The sequence below is a fragment of the Mesocricetibacter intestinalis genome (assembly GCF_004363295.1).
Taxonomy (GTDB): domain Bacteria; phylum Pseudomonadota; class Gammaproteobacteria; order Enterobacterales; family Pasteurellaceae; genus Mesocricetibacter; species Mesocricetibacter intestinalis.
Map to the genome: position 1 here is coordinate 314768 of NZ_SNYQ01000002.1, position 15696 is coordinate 330463.

The following is a 15696-nucleotide window of genomic DNA, read 5'->3' on the forward strand; positions in this document are numbered from 1 at the left end:
AAATAAATGCAAATTAAATCTCTCTCTTATGAATTTTCCGTCTGTAAAGTGGCGGATTATACCCAGGTGAATTTGGATTCGGATTACTGCTTTATCGCCAAAACCGACCAAGAAAAATCATTGGTCTGCATTAGCGACGAGGTTCCCGCCAATGTAATAGAACGCGATGATGGCTGGCGGGCTTTCCGTATCCAGGGAATTCTGGATTTTTCATTGATCGGAATATTGTCAAAAATCTCAACAATTCTGGCTGAACATAAAATCGGTATTTTTGCCGTTTCCAGTTTTAACACGGATTATATTCTGACGAAGCGGGAAAATTACCGAAAAGCCTTAGCAGCATTGGAAAAGGCGGGCTACCAGATTTTGGAATAAATCGATGGCGGCAAAAAAACTTTCATTTTTTTGACCGCACTTTTATGGGATCTTCCCCCTTGCATAATTAAGCCCGTACCGGAGTACGGGCTTAATTTTTAGCTGTTTAAGGCTTTATCAATTTTCTCGAATAAATCTTTAGACAGATTTTCCACTTCGTTCAACCGTTCCAATGCACGCCGCATCAGCGTTTGGCGTTGGCTGTCATAGCGGGAGAAACGAATCAAGGGTTCGATCAAACGTGAGGCTACCTGCGGATTGCTATGGTTAAGGCGAATCAGCATATCGGTTAAAAAGCGGTAACCTGCGCCGTTAATGGCGTGGAACGCTTTAGGATTCTGCGCGGCAAAGCTACCGATTAACGCCCTTACCCGATTCGGGTTATTAAAATTAAAGCTTGGGTGTTCCATTAGCTGCTGAACCAGCAACAGCACGTTATCATCCGGACGGGTAGCCTGCAAACTAAACCATTTGTCCATAACCAATCCGTCATGTCGCCATTTTTGTTCAAAATCTCCTAATATATTGTCTCGGCAGCTCAGTTGCGCTTTTACCGCAGCTTCCATTGCGGCAAGGCTGTCCGTCATATTATTGGCGTGTTGATAATGCTTATGCACCATGGTATTACCTAATTCGGTAAAAGCCAGATAAGACAGACACAAATTACGCAGGCTGCGTAATGCGATATCTTCCGCTTCGATACGATATTGTTCCAATCGAATGGCGTTATAGGTATTTAACCATAGCTCCTTCAGATTTTCGGCGATGCTGCGCTGCATAAAATCTCTGACGGCAGCGATAGCATCGGGCAAAATCACTTTAAACTGCTCGGCAAACTCCGTTTCCTTCGGTAGGGTCAGAATTAAGCGGGTTAATGCCGCATTATCCTGATAATGGGTCAGAACATCGGCCAGAGCCTCCATAATCTCGGCGGAAAAGTTTAATTCTTCGCCCTGCTGATACAGAGATATGTTACGTCGTAACTCTGCCGAGAACAGCATTTGCATAGCGTCCCAGCGCACAAATTCATTTTTGGCGGATTTCAATAGGGTAATCAGCTGCCGGTTACTGTAATCGTAATTTAATTTTACCGGTGCGGAAAAATCACAGAGCAAGGCGGGAACGGGTTTGCTGCTGATATCATGGAATTCAAACACCTGTTCTTTGAGCTTAACGTCCAGTACGTCGGATACCACTTGTCCGTTATTCATTAATGTGAAAGGAATTCCCTTTTGATTATAGAGTGCGATTTTTAACGGAATATGTAAATTGACCTTATCCATTTGATCCGCAGTAGGCGGGGTTAGCTGTGCAACAAATAAACGATAAATATGTTTCTTTTCATCATAATCATCGCTTATTGTTAATTCCGGCGTACCGGACTGACTGTACCAGCGACGGAATTGCCCCAGATCCACCCCCGAAGCTCTCTCCATTGCAGATACAAAGTCTTCGCAGGTCGCAGCCTTACCATCATTTTCCGCAATATACAGTTGCATCCCCTGCTGAAAACGTTTTTCTCCAAGCAAGGTATGAATCATACGTATAACTTCCGCCCCTTTCTCATATACGGTCATGGTATAGAAATTATTCATTTCCAATACTTTTTCCGGACGAATAGGGTGCGACATCGGGCTGGCATCTTCTGCAAACTGAGCGGTGCGCAGGAATTTTACATTAGTAATACGATTCACCGCTCTGGAGCCCGTATCGGAAGAAAATTCCTGATCGCGAAATACGGTCAGCCCCTCTTTCAAACTGAGCTGGAACCAATCCCGGCAGGTAACCCTGTTACCCGTCCAGTTATGGAAATATTCATGGGCGATAACGCTTTCCACCGCCAAATAATCCTCATCTGTCGCGGTCTGCGGATTGGCCAGTACATATTTGGAATTAAAGATATTTAGCCCTTTGTTCTCCATTGCGCCCATATTGAAGAAATCCACGGCAACGATCATATAAATATCCAGATCATATTCCAGGTTAAAGCGTTCTTCATCCCATTTCATCGCATTTTTAAGACTTTGCATCGCCCATTCGGCGCGTTCTACATTACCGCGATCCACATAGAGTTCCAAGGCAACGGAACGCCCGCTTTTGGTTGTAAAACTGTCTTTCAGCAAATCAAAATCACCGGCTACCAGCGCAAAAAGGTAGCTGGGTTTCGGAAAGGGATCATGCCATTCCACCCAATGGCGACCGTCTTCATATTCCCCGGCGGCGACTCGATTTCCGTTAGACAGCAAATAAGGGTACTTACTTTTATCCGCACTGATTCGGGTCGTATAGCGTGCCAGTACATCCGGTCTGTCCAACATATAAGTGATTTGGCGGAAGCCTTCCGCCTCACATTGCGTACAGAGCGCATCGCCCGACTGATAAAGCCCCTGTAGCGAAGTATTTTCTGCCGGCACCAGGTAAGTAACGATTTCCAGTTCGAAAGCCTCCGCATCGATTCCCTTTAAATCCAGGGTAATGCTCTCTCCGTCCTGCCGGTAGGCGAGAAAGTTTTCACCGTTGATTTTAATTGAAGCGAACTGAAAACCTTGTCCGTCCAGGCGCAATTCCGTAGCCTGCGGGTTTAATCGTTTATAATTGCCGGTGGCGGTAACTACGGTTTTAGCCGCATCGAGTTGGAAATCAAGTAAGATATTACTGAGGGTAAAATCGGGAGTTTTATAGTCTTTTCTGTATTTTGCTTTGGCCTGCATAAAAAACATCCAATAATTAACACTAAAAATTGGCTTAGGATATGACGTTACGTACAAAGTTGCAACCAAATATTTCCCTCTCTTCACTGCCGAAATCAAGCGCTTAAAGCCCTCAACCCAAGCTCAAAACAATCCCCGTAGGGGGGCGCCGAACAGAGATAAAGCTGTCGCAATCGTTTGCCCGTTATGCTATGCTAAGCGGCGTTGAATCTTAACCTTGTCTGAGAGAATTATGTCGGATCAAAAAATACAAATCGCCATTGTAATGGGTTCCAAAAGCGACTGGGCAACCATGCAGGAAGCCGCAAATATTTTAGATGAATTGCATCTGCCCTATCATGTGGAGATCGTTTCCGCGCACCGTACCCCGGATAAACTTTTTCAGTTTGCCGAACAGGCCGAACAAAAGGGCTATAAAGTGATTATTGCCGGAGCCGGCGGCGCTGCCCATCTGCCGGGAATGCTGGCCGCAAAAACCCTGGTTCCCGTACTTGGCGTGCCGGTTAAAAGCAGTATGCTAAGCGGTGTGGACAGTTTGTATTCCATCGTGCAAATGCCGAAAGGTATTCCGGTCGGCACCTTAGCTATAGGGCCTGCCGGTGCGGCAAATGCCGGACTGTTCGCCGCTCAGATGCTGGCCACTACGGAACCCGAGCTACTTAAACGTTTAGGTCGCTTCAGAGCAACGCAAACCGCTCAGGTTACGGATAATCCGGATCCCCGGGGATAAATTTTCGTTTTTTCAACCGCACTTTTAACGCTAAAAGTGCGGTTAGTTTTTGTAAGGTTTTTATAATGCAGAAAAGTACAATCTATCCTACAGTTTATGTTCTCGGTAATGGTCAACTCGGCCGTATGTTAGGTTATGCCGGCGCGCCGCTGGATATTGAGGTTCGCCCCCTTGCCTTTGATGCACCGGCCTTTCAACCGGATGAAAGCAGTATTATCACGGCGGAAATCGAACGCTGGGAAACTACTCCGCTCACGGAAATACTGGCTAACCATAAGAAATTCGTAAATAAAGAAGTATTCGGTAAATTAGCGGATCGACTGTCGCAAAAAAGGCTGTTGGACGAACTGGAATTACCGACTTCTCCTTGGCGCTTGTTGGAAAATGCCGCACAATGGCCGGAGCTATTTTCCCAAATTGGAGAAAAACTCGTGGTTAAACGCCGTATGGGCGGTTATGACGGGCGCGGTCAATGGATTATCAATGAACACAACAAATCCCTGATTGATAACAGCCTGTTCGGCGAAACCATTGCGGAAAAGTTTATTCCCTTTGATTATGAGGTTTCCCTGGTGGGGGCAAGATTTGCCAATGGCGATACAAGATTCTACCCTCTAACCCATAATTTACAGCAGAACGGAATTTTACGTTACAGCGTGGTAGCAACGGATTTTCCGCAGCAAGCCGCTCAGCAACAACAAGCGGAGGCTATGCTCGGTAAAATCATGCACAAACTGAATTATATCGGTGTGATGGCGATGGAATGCTTTGTGGTGGGCGATCGGCTGTTAATTAACGAACTGGCGCCGCGTGTACATAACAGCGGACATTGGACTCAATCCGGTTGTTCCGTCAGCCAATTCGAATTGCATTTACGCGCCCTGCTGGACTTACCGACGCCGGAGTTGCAAATTTTCGCACCGAGCGTTATGGTAAATCTGATTGGCACCGAGCATAATCCCCATTGGCTCAGTACCCCTTTCGCCCAGCTGCACTGGTACGGTAAAGAAGTACGCAGCGGTAGAAAGGTCGGCCATATTAACCTGACCCATCCGGATAAAGGCGTATTGATTACACAATTGGAAAAATTAAGGGCGGAATTACCCCCGGATTATCAATCCGGTTTAAATTGGGCGGTTGAAAAACTAAAATAATTTAAAGTTAATTTAATTTTTTTAGATAAATTTTAATAAATATCATAAATAATAAAATTTTCTTTAAACAGACTTGCTAAATCTGCAAAGGCGCAGTATAACCTTAACCGAGCGCATAATTTTATTCACAGTAAGTAAGGATGACAGTATGTTTGAACATATTCATGCCGCACCGGCCGATCCTATTCTGGGCTTAGGCGAAGCATTTAAATCGGAAACTCGTAGCAATAAAATCAACTTGGGTATCGGTGTCTATAAAGATGCCAAGGGCAATACCCCTATTATGCAGGCGGTAAAAGAAGCGGAAGGCCGTCTGTTTAAATTCGAAACCAGTAAAAATTACCTGGCCATTGACGGTGTCGCAGAATTTAACGCCCGTACCAAAGCGCTGTTGTTCGGCGCCGATTCTGAAGTCGTCAGTCAAGGACGAGCCTGCACCGTACAAAGTCTTGGCGGTACCGGTGCCTTACGTATTGCGGCAGAATTTATTAAACGTCAGACCAAAGCGCGTAATGTATGGATCAGCAGCCCGACCTGGCCGAATCATAATGCTATATTTAACGCCGTAGGTATGACCATTTGCGAATACCGTTGGTATGATGCCGAACGTAAGGCCCTGGACTGGGATAACCTGATTGCCGACCTTAGCCGGGCCGATGCCGGCGATGTGGTTTTATTACACGGCTGCTGCCATAATCCGACCGGTATTGATCCTACCCCGGCGCAATGGGAAGCACTGGCGAAAATGTCTGCGCAAAAAGGCTGGCTCCCGTTATTTGACTTTGCCTACCAGGGACTGGCCAACGGTTTGGAAGAAGACGCATTGGGGCTGCGAACTTTTGCAGCCACTCATCAGGAATTATTGGTTTCCAGTTCTTTTTCCAAAAACTTCGGTTTATATAATGAACGGGTCGGAGCCTTCACATTAGTGGCGGCAACAAAAGAGATCGCGGCTACCGCATTAACTCAGGTAAAAGCCATCGTTCGCACCCTCTACTCCAACCCGGCATCTCATGGGGCTGCAACCGTAGCGACCGTGTTGGCAGATCCGGAATTGAGAAAATCCTGGGAAGACGAATTAAGCGAAATGCGCAATCGCATTAAACAAATGCGCCACCGTTTCGTCGAATTACTGAAGCAATACGGTGCCGAACAGGATTTCAGCTTTATTATCGAACAAAATGGCATGTTCTCCTTCAGCGGGTTGAGCGCCGAACAGGTCGACCGTTTAAAAGAAGAGTTCGCCATTTACGCGGTACGCTCCGGCCGAATTAATGTGGCCGGTATTACCGAAGACAATATTCATCATTTATGTCAGAGCATTGTCAAAGTCCTTTAATTTTCTATTGAAACAATAGAAAGGATACAAAAGAGCGGTTAAAAAAATCTAATTTTTCACCGCTCTTTTATTTTTCTTTTCCTCTACTCTATTCATTTGGGTTAATTTTTAACCAGCAAAGTCCCTATTAGTTTTATTTACTAATAGCTATTTTTTATTAAACTTAATTAAAAAAATAGAATGGAGAATACAAATGAAGATATTACCTGTTATTGCCCTTTCTTTACTATTATCCGCCTGTTCATCAATGCAGACTAAAAGTAACGGTCAATTAGGCAATGAATATTATACTAAGGGTGAATATGAGAAAGCGAAATTCCACTATCAGCAGGCGATTAAAGAAGATGATCAGGAAGGAACCCGCGGATTAGGGTTAATTGCCTTACAAAACAATGATATTGCAGGTGCGGAAAAATACTTTCTGCGTGCTTATAACAATGGATTTCACCATGCGGGCAGAAATCTCGGATGGCTTTATATCAGACATGTTAAACCTAGAAATTGCCAAAAGGGATTATATTACTTAATTTCTGCAGCTCAGCAAGGGAGCGGAGAAGCCATTTGGGGATTGAAACGTTATTTTAATTTTGCTCCGCCGGGATTTATTTCCGCTGCAGAATCAGGTAGAGGAATGATGAGCTTCCTTTCTCCTTATGGTGTTTCATTACTTGGGATTTCTCCCGCCTACGCAGAACAAGAAAATAAAATGGTTATGAAAAAATTAATGTATAAATGTGAAAATCTCTATTTTGAAAACTAAACTTTATTTATTATCTTAACAGCAGGAGATATTATTATGGCGTTCTATATAATCGGTAGCTTACTTGTTTCTTTCTTATTAAGCAAATATTTATTTGTCGGTGTGAGTAGCGGTTGGGTAGCTTATGGTATCACAAGTTTAATTTCACCGGATTGGGCCGGCACAGTTGGAATTATCGTCGGTATAGTAGGTTTTATTGCAAGACCTAATTACCAACAATATTAAATATTCTATGATAAAAAATGAAATATCTGTTATTTACATTTTTTATCATAATTTTATCCTAAATAAACCAATTATAAATTTTCAATTGCAATATTAATTGATTTTATTAAAATAAATACCTTTCTGATAAAAACTCATCGGAATTTACCATCAAATGTTTAAACCATATCCTGAATATAGAAAACGAATAATGAAAAAACTGGAAAATTACCTTGATATTAAGCCCTATAGCGATACCTTGCCGAACTTTGATAAAAGTTTCGGTGAAACAATAAAATTGTGGATTCCGATGATAATTTTTAACTGTGCCTGCCATCATGCAAAGAAAGGATTTGAAGGTAATAGCACTACAGAAGTTATCCGCAATATTTTATTGCTTCATTGTTATGGCTTTTCCGCGATTCAACAAATGCGAGAACGGTATCGGGAAGAAAAAAGTTCACAATCTTGTTCTAAACCCCATATTAGTGCTTTTCGGGTGGTAGAGGAAAATTTTATTGGAAAAAATATTAAAGAAATAAAAATATCCTGCCATCCAAAATTAAAACAAGATTTACAAACTTTAGCAAAGGCAAGTAATCTTTCGCTATCTACCTATATTCGAAATCTGTTAGTAAAATACTATCTTGGTTATGGATTTAACCTATATAAAAACAATATAATTTAATAAGGATAATTTATGTTTTGTAATCAATGTGGTAAAAAAGTAGAGGTCAATCAACAATTTTGTTCGAATTGCGGCCAGGCATTACATCAAAAGTTACATCAAAAAAAACAAGAAAAAACGAGTTATCAAGCACAGGATTCATCAATAGATTATTTTGTTATTAATAATGTATCTATTTATCATCGGATCTTGTCTTTTATTTCAGAATCCTTATTATCCCTGTGGTTTTTGGTAATATATCTTATAGCTGTTATATTTCCTTTTCCATATGATATTGAACTAAAAAAAACAGCAATCTTCTTATTATTACTTGGGTTTATTATTTTTTTACTTTTTAAACCTATATATTATCTTTTTAAAAAGAAGCCTATTTGGGGAAGCGTATTAGGTTTCGGATTATTTGATATCTACGGCCAGCCTATATCCATTTGTAAATATTGTTTACGTTCCTTTATTAAATGTGTCTTTCTTTTACCAATCATAATATTTATTTATCATGTTAGCATGGGTATTATTTACTATGAAATAGAAGAACAGGGTTTATATTTTACTTACTGGTTGATTTTGAACCCGATTTCAATCCCCTTTATTTTTGCTATGATATTAAAATTTAGTAATAATGAAGATTGGGCTCCTAGGCTGTTTTATGATAAATGGCTAGGTATTTATGTAATGCGAACTGAAATAAATAATCAAAAGGCAAATTGGTTTACTTTAACATTTATTATTATACATATAATTTTGGCCGGAGTATATGTATTATTTGCAGAGCTAAATTTAAATAATATACACAATAAATTATCGTTTAATAATTATAAACCACAAGTATCGGTTCCGACTCACAAAAACCGACAAATAAAAGAAAATGAAGTTAATTCATACCAGTATCCTTCCGAAGGGAATAAGGGATATGTAGAAAACTATTATACAGAGGATAAATATTCGGATACATATTCTAACAGTCAATTCGAAAAGCTATCAAAAAGCTTCCCGGATTACAGCAGTGAAATTGAAACCATAAAAGGATTTTATTATGCCTTGTCTATTGCTGACGGAGAATTGGCAGCCAGTTATGTTATTCCTTCCAAACGAAGAACTGCTGCTTTTAATCCGATAAATATTTCCAGATTTTACTCATCTTTACGAGAACCCTTGGTGTTAGAAGATATTAGTAAACTTAGTTATGATCAATTTACAGTAAGGTATCATTATAGAGCCTCTAAAACACAATGTAACGGCGAGGCGATATTAACCTTGGTTAATTATAATGGCTATTGGTTAATACAAAAAATAAAGGCTAATTGCTAGTTATAAAAACAAAAGGATTAAATTCACTTAGGGGTATTTAATCCTTTTATCCTATTGCAAAGCTGTTATTGATTTACTATGAGTGGCTTTTTAAACGCTTAATTCTCGAAAAGAGTTATTCAGATTTCTCTTAAGGGACAAGCTACCACTTGTCCGCCGCTTGTTGATCAGTCTGTTTGCTTTCTATCCAGCGCTCCCCTTGCGCCGTCTGTTCTTTTTTCCAGAAAGGCGCTTTGGTTTTTAAATAATCCATAATAAATTCATTGGCTTGATAAGCATCGCTGCGGTGGGCGGAGCTGACCGCCACCAAAACGATTTCATCTCCCGTATTCAATTGACCGATACGGTGAATAACGGCGATACGCTGCAACTGCCAGCGGGATTTCGCCTCGGCGGCAATTTCCGCCAGCGCCTTTTCCGTCATGGCCGGGTAATGTTCCAAATAAAGCCCGTTTACCTGATCGCCTAAATTTAAATCTCGAACTTTACCCACAAAAACCACCGTTGCACCTACGGAATTTTTTTCCGATGCCCAGCGATATAAAGCGTTTTGATCAAAGGTTTGAGTCTGGACGGCGATATAAATATCCTGTTCCATTAGCCCCCCGTTACCGGCGGGAAGAATGCGATTTCATCTCCGGATTGTACGGCACTGTCCAAGGGAACCAGAGTTTGATTTACCGCGGCCAGTAATTTGCCTTTTTCCAATGCCAGCGCCCAGCGTTCTCCCTTGGCGGCTAAATGGCTGCGTAGCTCTTCGACATTATTGAAGGTGGCCGCCAGAGAAAGTTGATCAACCCCGATAATTTCGCGGGTCTGAGCAAAAAATAATACCTTTAACATATTCGCGCCTGCTTTTATTTTTCCGCAATAAAATGTCCCGATTTTCCACCGCTCTTTTCCAGCAGACGGATATCGGAAATTATCATATCTTTCTGTACAGCTTTGCACATATCGTAAATGGTCAGCGCCGCTACGCTTGCAGCGGTTAGCGCTTCCATTTCCACCCCGGTTTTTCCGCTTAATTTACAGAGGCTTTCAATTCGAACTCTGTTACTTTCCGGCAGAGCGGTTAAACTGACTTCGACCTTGGCCAGTAATAATGGGTGGCAAAGAGGAATCAACTCCCAGGTGCGTTTTGCCGCCTGAATTCCGGCAATACGCGCCGTGGCAAAAACATCTCCTTTGTGATGGCGCCCGCTGATGATCATATTCAAGGTGTCCGGAGACATGGTTACGAAAGCTTCGGCACGGGCTTCCCTTACGCTTTCCTGCTTATGGGAAACGTCCACCATATTGGCTTCGCCGTTACTATTGATATGGGTAAATTCTGTCATATTAATTAATCACTTATAAAAATTAGCCGCCGATAGTGGCTAAATTACGGCGGATACCGCTGTCGCCTTCATGTAAGAAATGATGTTCCCGTTTGCCCTGCAGTGCGGAAAACAGTCTTGCCTGCAAAGCGAGCTGCTGTTGTTCCGATTGCAGCATATCTCTTAATTCAATCCCTTCCTCACCGAACAGACAAAGATGCAATTTACCTTTGGCAGAAACCCGCAGCCGATTGCAACTGGCGCAGAAATTCTTCTCATAAGGCATAATCAAACCGATTTCACCAAGATAATCAGGATGGCGAAAGACCTTGGCCGGCCCATCCGTATGCCCTTTTTCCTGTAATTGCCAGCCGTCTTCCAGTAATTGGCGGGCAAGTACCTGTCCGGAGATATGTTGATTGCGGAAAAACTCGTCCATTTCGCCGGTTTGCATCAGTTCGATAAAGCGCATCTGGATCGGTTTATCCTTAATCCAGGCTAAAAAGCGGCTAAATTCCTGAGCATTTAAATGTTTCATCAACACGGAATTAACTTTAATTTTCTGATAGCCGCAGGCAAAAGCTTTATCTATACCCCGCATTACCTCATGAAACTTGTTTTCGCCGGTAATACTATGAAACATACCCGGATCCAGACTGTCGACGCTAACATTGATGGAGCTGATCCCCGCTTGTTTCCAGGCGGCCACATCCTTTTCCATTCGATAACCGTTGGTAGTCAGCGCCAATTGTTTAATCCCTTCGATTTGTGCAATATTTTCCGCAATTGCGAGAAAATCTTTGCGCAGCGTCGGTTCTCCGCCGGTCAGACGTATCTTTTGTGTTCCCATGGCGGCAAAAGCCTTAGCAAGAAGGCGGATTTCATTTAGATTGAGAAATTTTTCCCGGCCGGAATCGGGACGATATCCCTGCGGCAAGCAATAGGTACAACGAAAGTTACAAACATCCGTGATTGACAGGCGCAAATAATAATATTCCCGCCGAAAAGGATCGATTAAACGCGCGCCGGCGACGTTTTTGATTGGAATTTGGTGCATTTTGATACCTTTCTAAATACGAGAGGATAAGTCGTTTCCCACATTATCCCTGAGCAATAGATATTATTGCTGGCATTGCCGCCGTATTTTTTCACATCGGATAAAAACTTAGGCTGACAAGCTCGGTACACAGTTGAAATTGGGTTTATTGTAAAAGACTCGTTGGCCATACACAACCTTAAAATCACAATTACTTTGATCCAGCTATAAAAATCTTAAATTTATTTAAAAGCAAGCCTATATAATCATATATAGCAATATGATAAAAAAGACTTTTCCCCCTTAATCGGATATAATCAGGCACATCGAATCCCGATTCTCATCGTCCGCTAAGGAAACCAGACTATGAAGAGAAAAGCGCAATATTTAACCGGAATTGAGCATATTGTAGCAATCGGCGGCGGCCACGGTTTAGGACGAGTGATGTCCGCACTGAGTTTTATGCAGGAGAGGCTGACCGGTATTGTTACAACCACCGACAACGGCGGCTCAAGCGGGCGCATTCGCAATGATCTAGGCGGTATCGCATGGGGGGATTTGCGTAATTGCATTAACCAGATTATTACCAAGCCCACAACGGCTTCGGCGGTATTTGAATATCGCTTTAGCGGCCATAGCGAATTAGCGGGACATAGTTTGGGCAATCTTATTTTTACCGCACTGGAAAATATGCATATTCGCCCCACCGAAGCGGTTAATCTGATTCGCAATTTTTTACGGATCAAGTCCTTTATTATTCCTATGTCCGATATTCCCGTCGATTTAGCCGCCATTTTACCCGACGGACGGCATATTATCGGTGAGGTAAATATAGATGCGCTTTCTACTCCGCCGGCCGGACTTTACCCGGCACCGGTGGTACCCGCAACTCCGGAAGCGGTAATAGCCTTGCAGCAGGCGCAAGTGATTCTGCTCGGCCCGGGCAGTTTTTTTACCAGTATTATGCCGCCGCTTCTTTTGGCGGAAATTATTGAGGCGCTGCGGCAAAGTCGGGCGAAAAAGATTTTTATCGATAATTTGGGAACGGAACACAGCGCGGCGGCGGCCTTATCCCTGCCTGAGCGAATTAAATGGATTGAAAACAGCATTGGTAAACCTATTATCGACGGTATTATTACCTCCTCTGCTTTTATCCCCCATGCCGAACTGAAAGATATTCGGGTTATCGCCCGCGATTTACATGCGGACGACGTCAGCTACCGTCATGATCGGGAACTGCTGTGCCGTGCCATTGATGATTTGATTAATGATTTGGAAGAAGTTGATTAAATAGCTGTTTAAATAAAGCAGGGAGCGCCCCTGCTTGTATTATGTGCCTATTTATTTTTGGCAAACACCTTCACATTATTAAAGCCGCTCTCTTTCAGATACAATGCCTGCAGTTTGCTCATCACGCCGCGTTCGCAGTACAGCAGATAATTTTTTCCCTGATCCAAGCTAGCAAATTGCGTAGAAAGCTTATAAAACGGCATATGTATGATCGCCTGTTCCTGCATTTCCAAGGGAGCCTCTTCCTGTTCTTCCGGACTGCGAATATCCAGAATTACGTCATTTGCGGACAATACGGAAACGCTGTCCACTTCAACCACCTCTTTCTCCGTTTGTTCGGCAATCTGACGAATATCCAAATATTGCGCATTCTGTACCGCAGTTTCCAAAATATCGAAATCAAATTTCTCTTCTTCTTGCAGAATTTTTTCACGTACGGCTTTTACCGTCGGATTTTTAGAAATTACCCCGCAAAATTCCGGCATGGATTTAGCTATATCATCAGTACCTATATGCTTGGCCATGGCGATAATCTGCTCTTTATCATGGGTAATCAGCGGACGCAGTACCAAAGCCCCGGCGGCTTCATCAATCAGGCGCAGATTGGTTAAGGTCTGACTGGAAACCTGACCCAGCGCCTCACCGGTTACAATGGCTTGAATACCGAAGCGTTCCGCAATTCGGCTGGCAGCTCGTACCATCATACGCTTTAAAATCACGCCCATTTGGCCGTTATCCACTTTCTCTAAAATTTCACCCACCACGCCTTCAAAATTTATGGCGACAAAGCGTACTTTATGCGAGCCGCTGTATCTGTTCCAGATATGATAAGCCATCTGTTTCACACCGATTTCATGTGCGGCACCGCCCAGATTAAAGAAACAATAATGTACCCTTGAACCGCGCCGAATCAGCATATAGCTAGATACGCCGGAATCGAATCCGCCGGAAATCAGAGACAACACGTCTTCCTGAGTACCTATAGGATAGCCGCCGCTTCCTTCATGGCGCGCTTTAACCAGCATCATATGCTCATTTTCAATATCAATGCGCACCGTTACTTCGGGATTGGTCAGTTTCACTCTGGCACTGGCAATATGCTGATTCAATCCGCCGCCCACATAGCGCTCGATATCCAAAGAACTGAAGGGATGTTTGCCTTTACGTTTTACTCGCACGCAGAAGGTTTTATTTTCCAAACTATTCCCCACCAGCGCTAAGGTTTGGGTGAAAATATCATGTAAATCGGCGAAGGGATGCTCTTCCACTTCAAGAAAATGATGAATGCCGGGAATACGTTCCAGCAGTTCAATTAAGTGCGGTCGATTTTCTTCATTTTTCGAACGCACTTCAATATAATCCCAATGACGCACCACGGCGACGCTATCATCGTATTTATTCAGTATGTTACGGATATTTCCGGTAAGAATTTTAATAAAGCGTTTCCGTACGGATTCGCTTTTAATCATGATTTCGGGAAAAAGCTTAATAACGAATTTCATAAATTTATTTATTTTGTTAACCAAGTAAAAATTTTTGCGCTATTGTACACGAATTTTTAACCATAAACCGAAAAATAAAGTACAATAGCCCAACTAATCATTTTCTCCCCGATGCTAGGAAACAACTATGGCGCGTAAGCCGGCAAAAACAACAGAACTTGATTTTGAAACAACCCTTGAGCAATTGGAAACCATCGTTTCCCGTCTGGAAAACGGAGATTTACCCCTGGAACAGGCGTTAAAGGATTTTGAAGAGGGCATTCAGCTGGCAAAACTGGGACAGGAGCGCTTGCAGCAAGCGGAACAGCGCATTCAGATTTTACTCCAGAAAAGCGATAATGCCGAATTAAGCGATTATCCTTCCGATATTGATAACTAACGAGTGTGTCAATGTATCAATTTTCTCAAGACTTACAGCAAGTTCAGCAACGTATCAACCTGTTTTTACATCATCAACTCGCAAAGATTAATACCGCCCCCTCCCCGCTTGTCGAGGCTATGAAATACGGTTTGCTGCTGGGCGGTAAGCGGATTCGTCCTTTTTTAGTATATGCCACCGGCAGAATGCTGGGTGCCGAAGACAGTCAACTAGATTATGCGGCGGCGGCAATTGAAGCGATTCATGCCTATTCGCTGATTCACGACGATTTACCGGCAATGGATAACGATACCCTGCGCCGCGGTCAACCTACTTGTCATATTGCCTTTGATCATGCCACCGCCATTCTGGCCGGCGATGCGTTACAAGCCTTTGCCTTTGAAATTTTAACGCACAACAGCACAGTTTCGCCCTTGCAGCAACTGCTGCAGGTGCGTACCCTAAGCCATCATGCCGGGGTTTCCGGTATGTGTCTGGGACAAAGTCTGGATTTGATTTCCGAACATAAGCACATCGGCCTGGCCGAGCTTGAAAGAGTGCATCGCAATAAAACCGGCGCCTTATTATCCGCCGCCTTAACCATGGGATTTCTATGTTCTCCCCATTACCGGGATCAGGATTTACAGCGGCAACTGGAAAATTATGCGGCAGCCATAGGTTTAGCCTTTCAGGTTCAGGACGACATTCTGGATATCGAGGGCGAAAGCGAAATTATCGGCAAGAATATCGGTGCCGATATTGCGGCGGATAAAAATACCTATCCGAAGCTGTTAGGACTGGACGGGGCAAAACAAAAAGCTCAGGAACTTTATCAGAGCGCATTACAACATTTGCAACCTCTGCCTTTTGACACCCGTGCCTTACAGGCACTGGCGGAATTTATTATTCATCGAAAAAATTAATA

Annotated in this window: 17 protein-coding genes and 1 riboswitch; of the genes, 11 read left to right on the forward strand and 6 right to left on the reverse strand. The window is 43.0% G+C overall.

All coding sequences use genetic code 11. The features are described from left to right. The first annotated feature begins 6 nt into the window (after positions 1-6). The gene (locus EDC45_RS04165; protein ID WP_133543751.1) at positions 7-375 is read left to right on the forward strand and encodes an ACT domain-containing protein; all 369 of its coding nucleotides are present in this window, start codon (positions 7-9) and stop codon (positions 373-375) included. A 98-nt stretch (positions 376-473) separates the two neighbouring features. Here EDC45_RS04165 and pepN read toward each other — a convergent pair whose 3' ends face one another. Next, entirely contained in the window at positions 474-3086 is a 2613-nt protein-coding gene (pepN, locus tag EDC45_RS04170) for an aminopeptidase N (protein ID WP_133543753.1), read from the reverse strand. A gap of 232 nt (positions 3087-3318) precedes the next feature. On the opposite strand from pepN, the gene purE reads away from it, so the two are divergent. From purE to EDC45_RS04205, 7 genes are all read left to right on the forward strand, one after another. Next, entirely contained in the window at positions 3319-3816 is a 498-nt protein-coding gene (purE, locus tag EDC45_RS04175) for a 5-(carboxyamino)imidazole ribonucleotide mutase (protein ID WP_133543755.1), read from the forward strand. A gap of 65 nt (positions 3817-3881) precedes the next feature. Then, positions 3882-4970 carry a 5-(carboxyamino)imidazole ribonucleotide synthase gene (gene purK, locus EDC45_RS04180; protein WP_133543757.1) on the forward strand — a complete coding sequence of 363 codons (1089 nt, stop codon included), beginning with the start codon at positions 3882-3884 and terminating at the stop codon, positions 4968-4970. 148 nt (positions 4971-5118) lie between these two features. Beyond that, positions 5119-6309: an amino acid aminotransferase gene (locus EDC45_RS04185; protein ID WP_133543759.1), complete on the forward strand. Its 1191-nt coding sequence runs from the start codon at positions 5119-5121 to the stop codon at positions 6307-6309. 193 nt (positions 6310-6502) lie between these two features. Next, entirely contained in the window at positions 6503-7069 is a 567-nt protein-coding gene (locus EDC45_RS04190) for a tetratricopeptide repeat protein (protein ID WP_133543761.1), read from the forward strand. 36 nt (positions 7070-7105) lie between these two features. Then, positions 7106-7294 (forward strand): hypothetical protein, encoded by a 189-nt coding sequence (locus EDC45_RS04195; protein ID WP_133543763.1) that lies wholly within the window; start codon positions 7106-7108, stop codon positions 7292-7294. A 190-nt stretch (positions 7295-7484) separates the two neighbouring features. Then, on the forward strand, positions 7485-7961 hold the full coding sequence (locus EDC45_RS04200) for a hypothetical protein (protein WP_133543765.1): 477 nt from the start codon (positions 7485-7487) through the stop codon (positions 7959-7961). 12 nt (positions 7962-7973) lie between these two features. Further along, entirely contained in the window at positions 7974-9269 is a 1296-nt protein-coding gene (locus EDC45_RS04205; RefSeq protein ID WP_133543767.1) for a zinc ribbon domain-containing protein, read from the forward strand. A 142-nt stretch (positions 9270-9411) separates the two neighbouring features. On the opposite strand, the gene moaE is transcribed toward EDC45_RS04205, so the two are convergent. From moaE to moaA, 4 genes are all read right to left on the reverse strand, one after another. Further along, entirely contained in the window at positions 9412-9867 is a 456-nt protein-coding gene (gene moaE, locus EDC45_RS04210; RefSeq protein WP_133543769.1) for a molybdopterin synthase catalytic subunit MoaE, read from the reverse strand. Continuing rightward, a complete protein-coding gene (moaD, locus tag EDC45_RS04215) occupies positions 9867-10112 on the reverse strand; it encodes a molybdopterin synthase sulfur carrier subunit (RefSeq protein ID WP_133543772.1) in 246 nt (81 codons plus the stop codon). Before moaD ends, moaE begins: the two co-directional genes overlap by 1 nt. 14 nt (positions 10113-10126) lie before the next feature. Further along, a complete protein-coding gene (gene moaC, locus EDC45_RS04220; RefSeq protein ID WP_133543774.1) occupies positions 10127-10606 on the reverse strand; it encodes a cyclic pyranopterin monophosphate synthase MoaC in 480 nt (159 codons plus the stop codon). A 22-nt stretch (positions 10607-10628) separates the two neighbouring features. Next, positions 10629-11642 carry a GTP 3',8-cyclase MoaA gene (moaA, locus tag EDC45_RS04225; RefSeq protein ID WP_133543776.1) on the reverse strand — a complete coding sequence of 338 codons (1014 nt, stop codon included), beginning with the start codon at positions 11640-11642 and terminating at the stop codon, positions 10629-10631. Next, a riboswitch (molybdenum cofactor riboswitch) is annotated at positions 11632-11782 on the reverse strand. Its footprint overlaps the gene before it by 11 nt. A gap of 205 nt (positions 11783-11987) precedes the next feature. On the opposite strand from moaA, the gene EDC45_RS04230 reads away from it, so the two are divergent. Beyond that, complete coding sequence (locus EDC45_RS04230; protein ID WP_133543778.1) at positions 11988-12911, forward strand: gluconeogenesis factor YvcK family protein; 924 nt, start codon at positions 11988-11990, stop codon at positions 12909-12911. A 47-nt stretch (positions 12912-12958) separates the two neighbouring features. Here EDC45_RS04230 and thiI read toward each other — a convergent pair whose 3' ends face one another. Beyond that, positions 12959-14413, reverse strand: coding sequence for a tRNA uracil 4-sulfurtransferase ThiI (gene thiI, locus EDC45_RS04235; protein WP_133543780.1), 1455 nt, complete (start codon positions 14411-14413; stop codon positions 12959-12961). 127 nt (positions 14414-14540) lie between these two features. Here thiI and xseB point away from each other — a divergent pair, with 127 nt between their 5' ends. Continuing rightward, positions 14541-14792 (forward strand): exodeoxyribonuclease VII small subunit, encoded by a 252-nt coding sequence (gene xseB / locus EDC45_RS04240; RefSeq protein ID WP_133543782.1) that lies wholly within the window; start codon positions 14541-14543, stop codon positions 14790-14792. Between the two features lie 11 nt (positions 14793-14803). Then, positions 14804-15694 carry a (2E,6E)-farnesyl diphosphate synthase gene (gene ispA, locus EDC45_RS04245; RefSeq protein ID WP_133543784.1) on the forward strand — a complete coding sequence of 297 codons (891 nt, stop codon included), beginning with the start codon at positions 14804-14806 and terminating at the stop codon, positions 15692-15694. Positions 15695-15696: the final 2 nt, after the last annotated feature.